This is a genomic window from Chryseobacterium sp. WG14, from assembly GCF_024586945.1.
Lineage (GTDB): Bacteria > Bacteroidota > Bacteroidia > Flavobacteriales > Weeksellaceae > Chryseobacterium.
Genome location: NZ_JALCZD010000007.1, coordinates 95,831 through 112,967, shown reverse-complemented (window position 1 = coordinate 112,967; position 17,137 = coordinate 95,831). Strand labels below are relative to the sequence as shown.

Below are 17,137 nucleotides of genomic sequence, written 5' to 3'. Positions count from 1 at the left end.
AAATAAAATTCAGAATAACTATAACCATAAATCTCAAAGTATGAAAACACAAGTATTGACAAACCGCTGTCTGGTAAAAACAGTATTACTAGCCTTATTTCTGTTCATACTGAACACATCGGCTTTTGCACAGACCAAAACGTATGCAAGCAGTCAGACTAACCAAGTTCATGGTATTTGTATAGGCTGCAGCGTTCAGAATCCACAAAATGCAATAGGCAATAATGAAAGTGATTATTCTACTCTATCAACTCCACTTGGGGCTATTTCCCGAGTGGAGCAGACATTAGCCTTTCCTGCAACAATAACACAAACCAGTAAAGTTGTGATTGGCATTGGTACTGGAACAAATCAAGCTTTAACGGCTCAATTACTGAGTGGAGTATCTATTGAAACATTTAATGGAAATATCTCCAATGATGATTATAGATTTGTCAACAGTGAATTACTCAAAATCAGCTCAAATTCCAGCAATGGTACTATTGAATTTATTACATTCAAGCCTTATGACCGTATTGAAATAAATTATCACTCGGGAGTGCTAAATCTCAATGGCGGGCTGCGAATTTATTATGCTTATTGGATAGACAGGATCTATGCGACCCATGCATGGAATGATTATGGGGTAACAGATTCAGATAATGCAGCTGATAACGATGAAAATACTTATTCCATTTTAAAAGCGGCGAATGGAACCAATAACGCCAAGCAAACACTAACATTCCCACAACCTCCAATTAATAAACTGCCAAAAAAATTAGTTATTGGCATTGGTAAGCTATATAATAGTAACGGCTATCCTCATAATAACTATAAACCAATATCTTTGGCAAGCTTAGGGAAACTCGTTGTAGAAATGGCATATAATGGCTTTGGAAATTATACACGAAAAGCTATTGTTGTGGATGACAGTATGTTTAGGAGCAGTCTATCAGATCCCACAAGGGCAACTATTGAAATTGACATTGATCCTACTGAGTTTTCTACTGCAACATTGATATGGAGTCATTCTCAACAGCTCTTCAATGATGGGCTTCGGATTTATTATGCCTATTATCTCTACACAGACATACCTGCTACAATGTGTCCTCCTGCTTTAAGCCCTATTCATTATTACTCATTGAATGAAAATATTCTGGATATGCCAGGCGGCAATCTCAATTTAACCCGCATCAGTGCAAACACTGAGATATTTCAGAATAGCCTGGTGTGCCAGCAAGGGCTTGGATATTCAACAACAGAACCGGAAACCGAGTATACATTTAAAGGGGCAGATTATTTAAATGTTCCTTCTCCGAGAGCACCAAGGACCGTTTCATTCTGGGCACGCGTAGATCAGGGCGGTTCCATCAATCTAACCCTGTACGGAGAAAAGATCAAAATTACCCAAGATAGCGTTATCATAAAGCCCATAAAAGAACACCCAAGTTTTGTTAAACTAGTCAGCAGAATGTTCAGAAGAAATCCCGCTACCCCCGGAGCATTAAACCTTTATGTTATCAACTTTAATAATGATCCGACTCCGGATTATTACACTATTAATACTTTCTATACCAGCAATGCTAACACTAATCCACCTTATTATCCTGTAGATTTACGCATGACCGTCAATGGTGAAGGATTACCAGGGCCTTTTCCTTTTTTCACTCCTTCTGATCCTAACAACCGAGGAAACTATCCAGGCTTAATCGAAACTACTTATTGGGCCCCTTATTACACCAAGGGCGCAGACCTTTATAATAATGATTTTATCATTTCTTTTAATAAAGCGCAAATAGATGAATTTCTCATCTATGATAAAAAGGTTTCCCCAAAATTACTTTTCAATTCTTATTCGCAAATGATGCCTAATTCTAACAGTGTTGCAAGAATATCCCCTTCGGGAGAAAATGAAATATTTACTATTTCTCCTAATCCTACTACCGGGCAGATTACCCTTGATGGAAATATCCTTTTACAGGATGCTAACATTACCATAAGAAATACTTTCGGAAGAGAAGTATACCAGGCAAAAGTACAATCTAAAACTATTGATCTTCCATCTACCCTTTCCGGAGGAGTTTACATTCTTACCCTGCAAACGAAAGATAAAAAAGTATATAGCCGTAAAATTATCTTAACACGGTAGAAAATAATATGGTAAGGCAGACAGCTTAGTTCTGCCTTATTTTTAATAAATTTTACTTAAACACAATAACCAAAATTCTCAAAGTATGAAAACACAAGTATTGACAAACCGCTGTCTGGTAAAAACAGTATTAGCCTTATTTCTGTTCATGATGAACACATCGGCTTTTGCACAGGCCAAAACGTATGCAAGCAGCCAGACTAACCAAGTCTATGGCATCTGTTTAAACTGTGGTATACAGAACCCAGAAAATGCCATTGGGAACAATGAAGATAACTTTGCTACCTTCCTTATTCCTTTGGGAGTTGCTGCAAGAATAGAACAGACATTAAGTTTTCCGGCTACAGATCCTAGTCTGAATAAAATTGTAATTGGTATTGGAACAAGCGAATCTCTTTTGTCTGCACAGCTTCTGGCAGGAGTTTCCATAGAAACATTTAACGGGAATGTTTCCAATAATGATTACAGAATAGTAAACAATGAACTGCTAAAAGTAGGGTTTACCAATCTGTCCAAAGGTACTATTGAAATCACCACTAACAAACCTTTTGACCGGGTAAGAATAAGCCTGAATGCAGGATTACTTAACCTCAATGGAGGTCTTAGAGTATATTATGCCTATAAAACAGTAAATGACAAGGTATACGTAAACAGTGAAAGTCATCTGGCTTTTGGGGCATTCTGCCCTGAATGTGTAGAAAATCCACAGAATGCCTTAGGACCTAATGAAAATGATTATATGAAAATGAGAAAAAAAACAGGTGTTACCAATATCCAACAGAATCTGTATTTTCCAGCTGTAAAAACTTTTACAAAAGTAGTGATCGGTATCGGAACAGATACACCTCCTCTTTCTTCTTCACACAGACCAGCCATACGCATGCTAAAAAATGGCTTAAGCCATCATGATGAAAGAATAAAACCAGAAATAAAGACTGACCCATTAAACCCTGGCAGAGGAACCATCGAATTCTGGACATCACTCCCCTATGACGGGATAAGACTAGAACTGTTGTTTGACATGGATCATCTAAGGATTTATTATGCATACCAGGAGCCTATTCCTCTTAATGCCTGTTCTGATGTTCCGTTTAATCCTTTTTATTATTTTTCCTTTAATGGAAATACAAACAGTACGGTTCCCGGTTTTACACTTACTTCTTCTACTCCGGCCTACAAAAGCGATATGATCTGTAATCAGGGGCTGACTTCAATTTCATCTCCATACACTCTTGAAAGCCCTGAAATTCCGGCTTCACTGCTTACAGGTGATATCACTATTTCTTTTTGGGCCAGTATCAATGAAGGAGATAAAGATATTCCTAATCCTGATGATCCTGATGAAACCATTCCACCCACCGGACCACAGCCTTTTTTTACAATGGATGCATTTGGGCAAAAAATTAACATCAGTCCTAAAGTAATAAAAGTAGGTATGAATGCGGACGAACCTCAAATCGATAAACCAAACATCCCAAATCATTTTGTTCATTATGCTCTTGTATTAAAAGAAAATCCTGATAATACAGATGGAGGAGCATGCTTATATATTGATAGTGTATTGGGAGGAGAAACTAGTGATGAAGATGCGGATTGCACCCCCTGGAACCAAGCTGACCGAAGCAATCATAAAAAAATTAAACTTGCTCTGGACCGGGCACAAGTAGATGAATTAATAATCTATAATTGGGCACTTGGCCCAGGAGAAATCCGTACTCTGGCCAATTCTTACGGAATATCTAATGTCTATCCTACAAATTCTGTTTCAAATACAGATACTATGAGAACAATTCCTGCAGAAGAATCATTTACAATTGCTCCCAATCCCACAACCGGACAGATTACCCTGGGAGGAAACATTCTTTTACAGGATGCTCATATTACCCTAAGAAATGCTTTTGGAAGAGAGGTGTACCAGGCAAAAGTACAATCTAAAACTATTGATCTTCCATCTGCTCTTTCCGGAGGGGTTTACATTCTTACCCTGCAAACGAAAGATAAAAAAGTCTATTCGCGTAAGATCATTTTAACAAGGTAGAAAATAATATAGTAAGGCAGACAGCTTAGTTCTGCCTTATTTTTAATAAATTTTACTTAAACACAATAACCAAAATTCTCAAAGTATGAAAACTTATTTATTTTCAGGCTCTTGCTTTATGAAAACGGCCCTTTTCTCCTTATTGGCTTTACTGATAAACTCATTATCGTTTGCACAGCTAGACAAAATCTATGTAAACAGCCAGGTTAACCAGATCTTCGGAATCTGCCTGCTCTGTTCTGTACAAAATCCAGAAAAAGCATTAGATCACTATGAAGGTGATTATGCCAGTTTGACAATTCCCATAGGAGTTCTTGCCAGAATAGAACAAACCTTAATTTTTCCAGAGCTTGCTTCTAATTTCAGAAAAGCGACTATAGGAATCGGTACTGCCAATACACCTGTTATGCAGTTGCCATTAGGAAAAATATCTATAGAAACTTTTAATGGAAGTATCTCCAACAATGATGTTAGAATAGTAGACAACACAATGCTGAAAGCTGATCCCGATCCCAAGACCGGAACTATTGAATTCAATCCTTCAAAGCGTTTTGACCGGATTAAAATTACTCTCCACAGTGGATTGCTTCATTTAGGAGACGAGCTTAGAATATATTATGCCCAGCATAGTCCCATTCCATTTACAACCTGTGGTACCCCTCCTCTTGGTCCACTTCTTTATTATCCATTCGATGGAGACCTAAAAGATAAAATAAGAGGATTGGATCTTACTTCAACAATCGCCCCTACCTTCTCAAATAGCCCGACCTGTGGAAAAAATCTTACAGCAACTCATTTAGACTCACTGTATATAGAAAATGACCTCCCTTTAGCTCCTGACCGTTCATTAACTATTTCATTCCTGGGGCGTACAGATTCCTTAATATCCATAAGATCTATATCAGACCATGGTGAGTCAGCACTTTTCACACCAGAGGAGGATTCTATTAATTCATCCCAACTCAATCATTATGTCATAATATATGCTAATGGAGGAGATTATCATTTTTCTGCAGAAGTATATCGAAATGGGAAAAAGATTAATGATGGCGGTGTAGCGATGATACTGCCTCCTTATAGCTTACTCATGACAGTTGCAAAAGGTAGTATCGATGAACTTCTCGTTTACGACCGAATTTTGAATCCTGAGGAAAGGCACCAATTAACCACCAGCTATAATATTCCTCTAGAGATTCCCTCTTTTGCTATTGAAGCACAAAAAGTAAGATCAGACCATGAAATATTTACTGTTTCTCCCAACCCCACAACTGGACAGATTACCCTAAGTGGAAACATTCTTTTACAGGATGCTACTATTACCCTAAGAAATGCTTTCGGAAGAGAGGTGTACCAGGCAAAAGTGAGATCTAAAACTTTGGAACTGCCCTCTACTCTTTCTGGAGGGGTTTATATCCTTATCCTGCAAACGAAAGACAAAAAAGTCTATTCCCGAAAGATTATTCTTACCCGATAAAACCCAACAATATCTAATAATACAAAAGCCCCGGCCAAAATTGGCCGGGGCTAAATGAAACAAAATAGCTATGCTAAACTATTTTTTAATCAGTTTTTGCTGATATACTGCTTTATCCGTTACTGCTTTTAGAATATACATTCCTTTTGGTAACATACTCATATTGATCTGTCCGTTGCTGAATGGCGTATTCACCAATTTACCTGAAGCATCGTACACAGAAATAGTTACAATTTTCTCCTGAGTTTTGATCATAAGAATATCTGTAACCGGGTTCGGATAAATACTGAATTCCAGTTTTTTCACCTCAGCGGTAGCTAAAGTAGAGCCAAGGCTGTTTACTGTGATTATTTTTTCTGCTGTCTTACCGTTAGAATTAAAACGGATAACAATACTGGCTGTTCCCGAAGCAACAGGAGTCAATACCAGCTCATCATTATTATTAATTACTGCGGAAACTACTGCCGGATTGTCATTTGACTGTATAGTCTTCACAATTGAAGCTGTATTATTGTCTTCATCAGAAACCCCTGTTTTCAAATCAATTGTAGTCACATTTCCTACAGTAACCTGTGAAGGCAGCGTATTGTTCACCACCGGAGCTGTATTATCCGGGAATACCGTTAATGCAGGGAACCAGTAATAGTCACTCAATATTCTCGTACTGGTAAGGCTACCATTAGCATCATAGATATGAACCCAGTTTTTTTGATAATGGCCTCCTGTTTCGGTACTATTTACAATAAGTTCTCCCGTCACTGGATTTACACGTAATCCTGCTCCATAAGGAGTCTGCTTATAAGTTCCTGTCTGTCCCGGAATGGTAATAAAATTTTCATTAAAGCTTTTAGCCGTTACATCAAATTTAACGATCCTGTTTCCGGAACCCCAACCTGCAGATATAAACCAGTAGAGTGTATTTTCTGTGTTGCTTGCTGAAAAACTTCCTGCATTCCATGCTCCCCAAGGATCAGGATATGTTGTGGTAGGAATGGCATAGGACTGAGTGGCAAAAGTAGTAGGATGGATATTTACTACCGCCTGACTCTTAATGGCCCAGATACTTCCGTCTTTAGCCTGAGTAACAGAATAGAAGTCTCCGGTAATGGTAGTAACAAGGGTATCGGTTTTAGGATCAATGACTAAAATACCTTCTCCCTGTTTTACGGCAAACACATATTGTGAAGTACGGATCATGTTTCCCACCTGATCACTGTAAGGTCCTCCTGCACCTGCCGTACCTGGAATTAATCCTCCAACCTGAAGGTTATCGATATTAAATAAATAGACTCCATTGGAAGCTCCGATATATCCTTTATGCTCATTTACTCCTACAAATGATCTTCCATCACCACCTCCGATATTATCAAATGCAGCTAATTTTTGCATGGTTTGCGCATTGGCAACCACCAGTCTTCCTCCAGGTGTATATTGCACATCTCCGGGGTCTGCCTCCTGCTTTGATACAAAGTAAAACTTATCCCCATAAATGGTTCCAAATTGGGTAGTGGCTCCAAAAGCATGATTGTTATTAGCCTCACTATATACACGGTAATTGATCTGTCCGTTATTATCTATAAAGTTTACCGATCCGTTTGTATGGCCGAACCATTCTTCATTAACGATAAAGAAACCCTCTGTAAAACTTGTCGGATTCAGACGATTAGCAGGGTTCATCAGACTCATAAAGCTTGCAGAAGCAACATAAGGAGAAACCGGAGTCATCGTAGAAGAAATAGGAACTGAAGTGAATGAAGGATTGAAATTCCATACATCCCATGAACCGTTTTGCAACGTACGGGAAGATGCTCCTACCCCGGAGTATCCAAAATTAGCGCTTGCAGGATTTTTTATCCAATAAGACCAGTATCCTTTAGTTGCCCATCCGGACTGCCAGTGGTCGTTAGCATCCACTCCGGTATAATTATCAAAATTATATGCTGTGGTATTAACAATTCCGTTTACCGGAGAAATCGGAGATGCTGTATTTCCGTTATAATACAGGGCATTGAGATTTTGCCCGTCCAGATCGAAACCAAAACCTCCAACTGCTGTTCCCTGTGGTGTTCCCTGATAAAGCAGTGTAAAAAGTCTATGATCTTCTTTAGCAATTGCTTTAATCATATCTGCGCCTGTAGCAGTTCCGTTCCATCTGAATCCCCAAACCAGGGCATCCGGATTTTTACTGTCGTTCCACTGTACTACAAAAGCAGCTTCGTTTGAGCCTGTTCCTACCCAATACTTAATATCGGAAAAACTGATTGATGGTGCTACAGCTGCTCTAAGCTGACTTGTTTCCGTTCCCTGAATATCATTTCGGAGAACACCCTGAACTTTTATCTGTGCATTGGTAAAAAATGCAAATAGAAAAAGCAGAGTAAAAAGATAAAACTTTTTCATTTCTATTAATTTAAAATTTATTGTATGGTTTAATGTTATTTAAAGTATAAATCATAAGCTCCTGAAACTTCTGTAGAAACTTCGCCTACCCATCCGGCTTCCTGATTGATCCCCGTGTATACTTTGACAAAGTCGATACCCGGAAGTTTTACATATCTGCCATTCCTGTCTACCGCCCAGGAAATATCAATATTAGAAGCATCATCTTTATTGGGAGCATTGTCTGCGTAGCCAAATTCATATGATTTTCCTACCCAGTACGATCCTGTTCCGCTTTGATCATAATAATTGTCTTTAAGCTTAGTCCCTGTAAAACTGTAAGAAGCATCGGAAAACCATAAAGGATAATAGCTTTGTAAATGGAACATATTCTTTGTTTTAAATCCATTGTTTCCCAGATTATCCTGCCACTTGATGTATTCTGTGTCAACCTGCCAGCCTAAACTTCCAGAAACAGGAGGTTTATTCTCATCGGGCTTGAAATAAGTTATGCTATAATCTTTTACGGTTGTATTTTTAAAATGCTCGCTTCCTGCAATTTCGTACCATTCATTATCATCAGGCTTTCCGTTTTTGTTTCTATCGTAGGCCACGACAATAATTCCCGGTTCACAGGATCCTGAACGGGGGTCAGCAGCTGCATTTCCAAAGAAGGCATTTCCAAGGATTTTAAAATCTCTTCCATTCAGATTGGGAATCGTATGATCAAATCCAAAAACAACATAGCCTCCGAAGCCCCCAAGACTTATTTCCTGAAAACTGGAACCTATCAAAGATTCTCTTGCTTTCTGAAGCATATTTTCAGCAGTATTTCCCGGTTCATATTCGGGAATCTTATTCATAAATTGTCCGGGAGCCGGGCGATATTCGAAAACCTTAGCAATATACTTGCTGTAGGTAGCCGCTTCTTTTTCCACTATTATTTTAGACTGATATGTATGAATATTGCCATTACTTTCTATCTTAAGTGTCAATGGATATGTGGCTACTACCGGACTGATAAATTCAAGTTCTGAACTTTGAGAAACAATGGAGTCCTTCACACTCCAGGTAAAGTTTCCTGAAATATTGGTGGGAATGCTCAGAACTTCAAAACGTTCGATAGTATAAGAGTCATCCAACCCGTTAAATACAAAATTATCCTCATCATCATGCTTACAGGCTGTCATTCCTACGAGAAGAAATGATAAAAAACCTGTTTTTAAGTAGGTAAAAGTATTGATCTTCATGTTTGTCAGTTTTAATTATTTATATAGAAAAGTAAAATGGGCAGGGATATTTCCTCCCTCGGTTTTCCATTTGAAATGGCCGTTTTTATCGAAACAGTACACGAAGCCCATTGCAACATAGTTTCGGGCATCAGTAATATAAACATCCTCTGTAATTGGGTTTACAGCAATTCCGTAAGGGGTTTGTATGACATTTTCATATTCCTTATCAAAAATCCTGTCAGAAATAATCTGTTCTGTTTTTACATCAATAATTCCGAATGTTTTTTTGGAGGTATGGGTATTGTAATTGAATTCATTTCCATAGAAATAAAGCTTGTCATTCACAATCGTCATCTCGCTTACCGCCATATGAAAGTCTTTTTTTATCGTCCCTGTTGCAGCGTCAATCAGATATAAACTGGAGGGTACTGAATAATAATCTCCCCGGGAGCTTACATACAGGTCACCATAACTGTCTTTTTTAAGCCGGTGAAGATTAATGGCAACATCTATTTTCCTGCTTTCTGTAAAACTATTTAAATCGATTACAGAAACTGTTCTGTCGTAATTCGGAGCCATATACCCTCCGGAATTGGCTACAAAAAGCTGATCCCCAACAATTTCTATTTCCTCAGGCTGATATCCCACTGCGGCCTGGCGTTGTATAGCCAGAGAAGCTGTATCTATTTCCACTATTTTACCTTTGGGTGCATTAGGATTGATATCTACAGGGCCTGCATAACTGCTGGCATAGCCCTTTCCGTTTTTAAATGTTATATATCTGCAGTTCTGTAAGGGGATGGACGTTATCCGTTTGGCTGTTTTAGCATCCAGTACTTCAATTTTATTGGAAACATTGACCACGATATACAGTTTGCTTCCGTAAATTTTAATATCATTTCCTACATCCCCCAATTCTTTGATCACATTAGGGTTCACTTCTGCATAAATATTCCGATAGTAAGTTCCTTTGGTATAGTCGAAAAAGTCAAGGGTACATTTATTGCTTCCCATATTCCCTTCATTTAATAGATAAAAGCCTTTAATAGCAGTATTCTCAGGTGCTGCCAACCCTTCCACCACTTCCTGACGGACGATAATATCATCGGTACGGCAGGCCACAAAAAAAACCAATATGAAGAGTAGGAGACAAAAGTTTATTTTTCTCATAAGGTGAAGTTTAGACTAATTTTAAAATTTCTTCCCGGCATGGGATAGTTTCTGACCACGTCATAATATTGATTGAAAATATTATTCATTTCAAGGCTTAGCTTAAACTGATGTCCTGAGTAGTCAAATCTTTTCTGAACAGATAAATCATGGGTATACCAGGGCTGGACAAAATTATACTGAATATTATCCTGTTGCCCATCGTAACGTTCTCCAACATAGATCACGCTGTAGTTGAAATTCCAGTCACGGTAGTCTGCCATCAGTGTAAAAGATCCACTATGCCAGGGCGTGTAGGGGATCTGCTTTTTATAAAAGGTATCGCCCGGGGTGATATCATCTCCCGGATTACTGATATCTTTCGCACTTTGATAGGTATAAGAGAGTAATGGTTTGATTTTTACGTTGCCCCACATCATTTCTGCCTGAACATTTACATCTGCTCCTATGATATCAACCAACCCAAGATTCATCATCATCCAGCGGAACATATTTCCTGTGGGTGCCGCAACTATCTTATCTTTTACCCGGTTGTAATAGCCATCTACCTTCGCATAAAAAGCTTTAAAAACAGGATGATTATATTTTTTCTGATAGGTAAATCCTACATCATACTGCGTAGTAAACTCCGGTTTCAGAAAAGTACTTCCAATATTGGTATAATAAAGATCATTGAAGGTGGGGAGTCTGAAAATCTTTTTATAGAAAGCCCTAAAAGTAAGCTCCGGAACAGTAGCCGGCTGGTAGCTCATAAAAACAGCAGGAGTCCATTCACTTCTGTCCTCAGGTCTTTTATTCCGTTCTACTTCTTCAAAAGTAAAAGTACCCAGCAAACTTCCTAAAACTTTAAACCTGTTCCATTGATAGGTAGTAGCCAAAGCCACCAATGTGGTATAGCGGGTAGGATAAGAAAATTGATACAGGTCTGCATCCAGATTATTGTACTGGAAATCCCCGCTCAAACTAATATCCCAATTGGAACTCACTGTATATAAATTGGAAGAAGATATATAAAGCTCCCTTTGAATGTAGGTATTATCTGAATATTTAACTAACTGAGACTGTACCGTATCCAGAAAACGGGTATAATCGTAAGCAAATTTTGCTTTAAGCTGAGTTTCGAATTTAGGGAATAACTTTTTCCTCAGATTGGCCTGTACAAAATAGTTCTCATCAAACATCCTTGCCCCTCGCCCATCAAAACGGCTGTTAACAACAGGAGCAGGAATACCCCGATTTGAAATATACCCATATCCACGGATATTCCAGCTTCCGTTATTTAAAGTTCCATTCAAGGAGGTTTCAAAACGTTTTGCTTTAATATCAGAGTCTCTTCTTTTAGCAATCGTATCATACGCCTGCTCTCCATTAGGATATTTTTTCTCGTAACGGTATTTGTAAATACCATCACTTTGCAGAAATTCGGCACTGAAACTGGCAGAAGTTCTCTGTGATATTTTTTGTTCCAAACGGAAAGAGGGGTTGAATAAATCAATGGATGCACTTTTTGCCCTCAAAACAAGATTTGTTTTTCTTGTTCCGGTAAATACCGGTGTTTTGGGCTGCAAATAAATAGAACCTGATGATCCGAAATCTTTTGCCGGCTGAAAGATCTCACTTTTCTGACCGTTGTATAATGATATTTCTTCCAGATCATCCAAAGAATATCTTCCCAGATCCACAAGGCCGTTCTGCGCATTTCCCAGCTGAATTCCGTCATAAAAAACTCCTACGTGCTGGCTTCCCATACTTCGGATATTAATGGTCTTTAAGCCTCCAATTCCACCGTAGTCTTTGATCTGAACACCGGAAAAATACCGTAAGGCATCTGCAACAGAGTGGCTGTTCAGTCTTTCAAGCTCTTCTCCCTGCAATATCTGAGCAGGAACGATTTCTTTAAAGCTCTTTTTGTAAATATTGACAGCCTTAATAGCTTCTTCCTTTAAGGTGTCTTTTTTCTTTGTTTGAGAAAACAAGAATTGTGATGTTAACACCAATATTGTGAAAACAACTTTATGAAATTGAGATGTAGTCAGTTTTGCCACCATTAGCTCATTTATGAATAATGATGACGCTAATGGATGTAAGAAAGCAACGACAAAGCACAGTGGTCACTGCACAAAATCATTGTTGTCCTAAAGCTTTATTCCACGAAAGCGTCAAACGTTTATGGTCTGGCAGGTCTTCTGACTTACTCCATTTTTGAAATCCTTCCCATTAAAAAACAGTGGATATAATCTTCAAAAATTTTGGTGTGGAGCTTACAGCAGCGGGTCTGTTCCGGATTCTCACCGGATTCCCTTTTAAAAGCTTTTTACAGCTTACCAAATTTCGGCAAAGATAGAAAATAATTAATATATATTCACAAATAACAAAATGATTTACAATATTATAAAAGCATGTGTACCAAAGGTAAATTTTGAATAGAAAAATACTAAAGTACAATAGAATTCGTGTAAAAATTACAGGTATGATTTTAAACGCAAAGTTTAAATATCTCCCATCTGAATAAGTATGACAAACATTAAACTTTGCGTTAAGGATCAACTATATCCCAATATTCAGGAAAATACTGAACCTTGATTTTGCTTCTATATCTCCTCCTGCAAGATGGGTATAAACAGGAAGCATAACTTCACTTCCAAGACTGAACTTTTTATAGGAAGCCTCAAAGCCCAACTTTCCATATAATGCACTTCCGGCAGTATTAGGCAGCGCTTCATCAAACTGTTTATTCTGAGCATACACTTCTCCCTGAACCCCTGTCTTTAAAGAAAATATTGATTTTTCATTTCCCGCAACCTGATAAAAGCCTGTTGCTGCATAATTCCATTGGTTTCCAAAGCGGTACTTCTTTTTATTTTCTGTTTTAATGGTATAATCTGTATTAAGCAATACCGCAATTTTATTCTTCTGAAATTTATAATTCAAAGCTGCTTGATAATCCCAGCTTCCTGTTCCCAGCTGAAAACTCGGATTAACTCCTGAAATTCCTTTTTCATCAAACTTACCCAAAGGAATTTTTACGCCCAATCCACCGTTCAGCTGATGGAAATTATCTTTCGAACGCATCAGTTGATAAATTCCCATAACATTTAGGTCACCGATCCCATTGATCCTGATATCGCCCTGCATTGTTTTCTTTTCGTGAAAATGAAATGGAAGGCTTGCATAAACACTGAGTTTCTTTGTCAACGGAATTTTTCCCCAAAGCTGTATGGTATTAAAATACTGATCCTGCGTCAGATCTTTTACAAATAAATTTTCCTTTGCTTTATAATGCTGGGCAAAATACTTGATCCCGATAAACTGAGGATTTAGTAATGACTCAAAACCGGATGACCCATTTCCCGCCGCACAGCCACAGGCATCACAATCATCAAAATCAAAATCAATTGTATTAAAACTCTTTTGGGGAATATAAGCGCTGTCTTTGATTATCTTCGCCTGAATCACAGTACCTATGAGCAAGCTTACAATTAAAATTATCTTCTTCATGTCAATTTAAATTATTCTGCAAATTTTGGATTGGATATAAAATTTTTGTCCGATAGTGTTTTCAGAAAGGCGATGATGAATTGTTTTTCCTGTGTATTCATTGCAATTCCGATGTGGTTATTCTGTTTCAGCTGTGGATCGAGATTAGGATGATTTTCTACCCCATCGGTATAAAAATTAAGCACGGCATCTAACGTATAAAATCTTCCGTCATGCATATAAGGAGCTGTATATTCTACATTCCTCAAGCTGGGTACACGAAACTTCATCCAGTCAATCTGATCAAGTGTCACACGATAACGCCCCGCATCTTTAAATTGGGTATTATAATACATCCCTGTATTCCGGAAACTTTCATCAGTAAACAGTTCCCCACTATGACAGGAAGCGCACTTCTGATTAAATACGGCCATTCCCTGCGATTCTGCGGATGTAAAAACCTCCTTTCCCTGTCTAAATCTGTCGTATTTGGAATCAGCAGAGATCATTGATACCATAAACTGGGATAATGCTTTTAAAACCCTTTCTCCGGTAATATTTTCATCTCCATACACTGCGCTGAAAAGCCTTTTATACTTCGGATCATCTTTTATTTTCGAAATAGCTTCCGGCATAGAACTGTCCATTTCATTCACATCTGTTATCGGAATAATAGGCTGTTCATTTAAATTATGAATCACGCCGTCCCACATATATCTTTTCAGGAATGCCATATTCTGAATGGGCGGAGCATTTCTGATTCCTATCCTGTCATCCACACCATGGCTTACCGTATGACCGTGATGGGTAAAAGCATTTTCCTGAATATGGCAAAAACCACATGAAATTGTATTGTTACGGGAAAGTCTTCCTTCATAAAATAGTTTCCTTCCCAACTCTACTCCATTTTTTGTTACCGGATTGGCCGATTGATCAAAACTCATCTCAGGAAAATAAGAAGGAAACTGAAGACGATAGGCTTCATCTTTCTCCAATGGCTGAATCACCTCATCAGAACAGGAAATAACGCTCATCAGTAAGATCACCAGAAATAATACTGTCTTTAAAAAAAAATTAATCATTGTGAACGTGGTCTACTTTAAACATTTTTGTAAGGTTGTTGGTAACATCTGCCAGATGCTGGCTTGAACCCATCATCATATCATTAGCTGTAGTAAGCATAAGCTGCTTATCACCGCTCAAAAACTGATTCAGATCTGCCAGAATATGGACAGATGGCCTGATCTGAGCTGTAACCCTGGCCGTAGTCGGTAAATTCAGTGTAATTTCCCTGTAAAGATCAGGAGTATTATTAGCTGTTACATTTCCCATATTTCCTGTATGGTTCATAAATTCAGTAGTGGGAGATCCCGTTCCGTACTTCCCTTCCAGTTTTACAAAAACGTAGCCTGCTGCCCAGGACCAGGACATTCCCTTCTGCTTAGCCTTAGTCCAGAACTCAGCCTGTCCGTCCTGTCCGAGTAAATATGCTTTCTGGCTGATTCCCAAACCGAATTTTATTTTTTTATAATTGTTTTTGGGTATGCCTTCTAGATTCAGATAGACAATTCCGGCTACAGCATCAGCCTGATCTATGATAAATGCTCCTTTGTCAGGATTATTTTCATTGTATTTGAACTCGTTTCCGCTTTCATCAATCAATGCAATATTACTGACTACATATTTCAATGTGGAAAAATTATGTTTTTGCCCTTGTAAGGAAGTTTGTGTCGTCTGGTTTAAAACAATATCTCCTAAGTTATTGAAACCGTTTTCAAATTTTATCTGAAGATTTCCGGGTGTTGTATCCTGTGGATTATCGTCATCCCTGTTACTACAAGCGGAAAAAGAAAATAGAGTTAAGGCAATAAAGAGTAATGATAAAAATTTATAAATTTTCATTGTTGATTTTTTTAGTTGAATACAATTTTTGAATGTGCTGTTTTGAATGTGAAAACATTCTTTTTTACCGCAAAAGGCACAAAGCTTCTTACACTTAAGTTCTTTAAGTGATATGTTTTGCGCATAGTAAGGGCACTTAAGTTTTTGAAAATCTTTTGATTTTCAACTTATCTGGGCTTTTGTGGCTCAATAATGATGTATAACTTAAAAAACCGGAGGTTTGAAAATAGGATTCAGAAACAGAAAAGAATAGGCTGCTTCATAGATAAACTGACCATTGGAAAAAGGAATTTTCCCGGTAACTGAAATCTCTGTGATGCCAGGAAGGATATAAATATCAAGAATTTTTTGCCCCGAATTTTTCGCTTTACTAAATGGCGCCGTTTCGGAATCATTAGCTTTTGCCAGCTCTTTGCTCAGGAAACATTTTCCGTTACAATGAATCTCTGGCTTACTTTTATTAATACACAGGGTATTGACAATGTAATCATAATTTACAGCATACTCCACTATAGGTATCAGAGGCCTGAACACCATATAACAAGTAAAGAGTATGCTGCAAAATAATTTCATAAGGTTATTTCTTGCTTAAAGCGGCATCATACCTTCTGCTTACTTCTTTCCAGTTCAGTACATTCCAGATGGCAGAAAGATAGTCTGCTCTTTTGTTCTGATACTTCAGATAGTAAGCGTGCTCCCAAACATCAATTCCCAGGATAGGAGTTCCTTTCTCCTCTACGATATCCATTAGAGGATTATCCTGATTGGGAGTTGAAGAAACAAATAATTTTCCGTTCTTATCCACAGACAGCCAAGCCCATCCGGAACCGAAACGATCCGCACCGGCCTTGCTCATTTTTTCTTTGAAAGCATCTATACTTCCGAAAGACTCATTGATAGCCTTCGCTAACTTTGCTGATGGCTGGGTATTTTTTTCAGGAGTAAGGATCGTCCAGAAAAGCTCGTGGTTGTAATGCCCTCCTGCATTATTTCTTACTGCAGGACTTAATTTTGAAGTCTCAGAAAGAATCTTGATTAAGGTTTCTTTTTCCTGTGGAGTTCCTGCAATCGCTTTATTCAGGTTGCTGGCATACGCTGCACCATGCTTTGAATAATGGATCTCCATTGTTTGCGCATCTATTGATCCTTCCAATGCATTATAAGCATAAGGTAAAGGAGTTTGCTTAAATTGAGCCAGTGTAAACTGAGCCGCCAATACTGCTCCTAAAGCAGCTATTTTCATAATCTTCATAACGTTTTGTTGTATGGTTAAACAATATTTTCATTAATAAGGAAGCTTAGGGCTGGAAGTAATTTAGTTGATCTCAATTAGCAGA

12 protein-coding genes and 1 riboswitch are annotated in these 17,137 nt (G+C 38.1%); of the genes, 3 read left to right on the top strand and 9 right to left on the bottom strand.

Translation table 11 applies throughout. The features are described 5' to 3' along the window. The first annotated feature begins 40 nt into the window (after positions 1 to 40). The 3 genes from MP478_RS13320 to MP478_RS13310 all read left to right on the top strand — a co-directional run bounded on the left by MP478_RS13320 (position 41) and on the right by MP478_RS13310 (position 5,640). Entirely contained in the window at positions 41 to 2,128 is a 2,088-nt protein-coding gene (locus MP478_RS13320; protein WP_257200730.1) for a T9SS type A sorting domain-containing protein, read from the top strand. Positions 2,129 to 2,213: 85 nt separating this feature from the next. Further along, positions 2,214 to 4,166 carry a T9SS type A sorting domain-containing protein gene (locus MP478_RS13315; protein WP_257200729.1) on the top strand — a complete coding sequence of 651 codons (1,953 nt, stop codon included), beginning with the start codon at positions 2,214 to 2,216 and terminating at the stop codon, positions 4,164 to 4,166. A gap of 85 nt (positions 4,167 to 4,251) precedes the next feature. Beyond that, entirely contained in the window at positions 4,252 to 5,640 is a 1,389-nt protein-coding gene (locus tag MP478_RS13310) for a T9SS type A sorting domain-containing protein (RefSeq protein WP_257200728.1), read from the top strand. A 78-nt stretch (positions 5,641 to 5,718) separates the two neighbouring features. On the opposite strand, the gene MP478_RS13305 is transcribed toward MP478_RS13310, so the two are convergent. The 9 genes from MP478_RS13305 to MP478_RS13265 form a co-directional block, all read right to left on the bottom strand. Next, a complete protein-coding gene (locus MP478_RS13305; protein ID WP_257200727.1) occupies positions 5,719 to 8,040 on the bottom strand; it encodes a DUF5074 domain-containing protein in 2,322 nt (773 codons plus the stop codon). 35 nt (positions 8,041 to 8,075) lie between these two features. Then, positions 8,076 to 9,269: a cell surface protein gene (locus MP478_RS13300; protein WP_257200726.1), complete on the bottom strand. Its 1,194-nt coding sequence runs from the start codon at positions 9,267 to 9,269 to the stop codon at positions 8,076 to 8,078. A gap of 15 nt (positions 9,270 to 9,284) precedes the next feature. Beyond that, a complete protein-coding gene (locus MP478_RS13295) occupies positions 9,285 to 10,421 on the bottom strand; it encodes a YncE family protein (protein WP_257200725.1) in 1,137 nt (378 codons plus the stop codon). After that, positions 10,418 to 12,397 (bottom strand): TonB-dependent siderophore receptor, encoded by a 1,980-nt coding sequence (locus tag MP478_RS13290; protein ID WP_306592675.1) that lies wholly within the window; start codon positions 12,395 to 12,397, stop codon positions 10,418 to 10,420. Before MP478_RS13290 ends, MP478_RS13295 begins: the two co-directional genes overlap by 4 nt. Positions 12,398 to 12,579: 182 nt before the next feature. Then, positions 12,580 to 12,765, bottom strand: a riboswitch (cobalamin riboswitch). Between the two features lie 203 nt (positions 12,766 to 12,968). Continuing rightward, positions 12,969 to 13,919: a transporter gene (locus MP478_RS13285; protein ID WP_257200723.1), complete on the bottom strand. Its 951-nt coding sequence runs from the start codon at positions 13,917 to 13,919 to the stop codon at positions 12,969 to 12,971. 11 nt (positions 13,920 to 13,930) lie between these two features. Then, a complete protein-coding gene (locus tag MP478_RS13280; RefSeq protein ID WP_257200722.1) occupies positions 13,931 to 14,980 on the bottom strand; it encodes a cytochrome-c peroxidase in 1,050 nt (349 codons plus the stop codon). Then, the gene (locus MP478_RS13275; RefSeq protein WP_230033990.1) at positions 14,973 to 15,800 is read right to left on the bottom strand and encodes an MbnP family protein; all 828 of its coding nucleotides are present in this window, start codon (positions 15,798 to 15,800) and stop codon (positions 14,973 to 14,975) included. Before MP478_RS13275 ends, MP478_RS13280 begins: the two co-directional genes overlap by 8 nt. A 204-nt stretch (positions 15,801 to 16,004) precedes the next feature. Continuing rightward, the gene (locus MP478_RS13270) at positions 16,005 to 16,373 is read right to left on the bottom strand and encodes a hypothetical protein (protein ID WP_257200721.1); all 369 of its coding nucleotides are present in this window, start codon (positions 16,371 to 16,373) and stop codon (positions 16,005 to 16,007) included. A gap of 4 nt (positions 16,374 to 16,377) precedes the next feature. Then, positions 16,378 to 17,052 carry a superoxide dismutase gene (locus tag MP478_RS13265; protein WP_290368636.1) on the bottom strand — a complete coding sequence of 225 codons (675 nt, stop codon included), beginning with the start codon at positions 17,050 to 17,052 and terminating at the stop codon, positions 16,378 to 16,380. Positions 17,053 to 17,137: the final 85 nt, after the last annotated feature.

Excerpts from the sequence above, each read along its gene's own strand:
- MP478_RS13320 (WP_257200730.1), top strand. The coding sequence starts at position 41 with ATGAAAACACAAGTATTGACAAACCGCTGTCTGGTAAAAACAGTATTA.
- MP478_RS13315 (WP_257200729.1), top strand. The coding sequence starts at position 2,214 with ATGAAAACACAAGTATTGACAAACCGCTGTCTGGTAAAAACAGTATTA.
- MP478_RS13310 (WP_257200728.1), top strand. The coding sequence starts at position 4,252 with ATGAAAACTTATTTATTTTCAGGCTCTTGCTTTATGAAAACGGCCCTT.
- MP478_RS13305 (WP_257200727.1), bottom strand. The coding sequence starts at position 8,040 with ATGAAAAAGTTTTATCTTTTTACTCTGCTTTTTCTATTTGCATTTTTT.
- MP478_RS13300 (WP_257200726.1), bottom strand. The coding sequence starts at position 9,269 with ATGAAGATCAATACTTTTACCTACTTAAAAACAGGTTTTTTATCATTT.
- MP478_RS13295 (WP_257200725.1), bottom strand. The coding sequence starts at position 10,421 with ATGAGAAAAATAAACTTTTGTCTCCTACTCTTCATATTGGTTTTTTTT.
- MP478_RS13285 (WP_257200723.1), bottom strand. The coding sequence starts at position 13,919 with ATGAAGAAGATAATTTTAATTGTAAGCTTGCTCATAGGTACTGTGATT.
- MP478_RS13280 (WP_257200722.1), bottom strand. The coding sequence starts at position 14,980 with ATGATTAATTTTTTTTTAAAGACAGTATTATTTCTGGTGATCTTACTG.
- MP478_RS13275 (WP_230033990.1), bottom strand. The coding sequence starts at position 15,800 with ATGAAAATTTATAAATTTTTATCATTACTCTTTATTGCCTTAACTCTA.
- MP478_RS13270 (WP_257200721.1), bottom strand. The coding sequence starts at position 16,373 with ATGAAATTATTTTGCAGCATACTCTTTACTTGTTATATGGTGTTCAGG.
- MP478_RS13265 (WP_290368636.1), bottom strand. The coding sequence starts at position 17,052 with ATGAAGATTATGAAAATAGCTGCTTTAGGAGCAGTATTGGCGGCTCAG.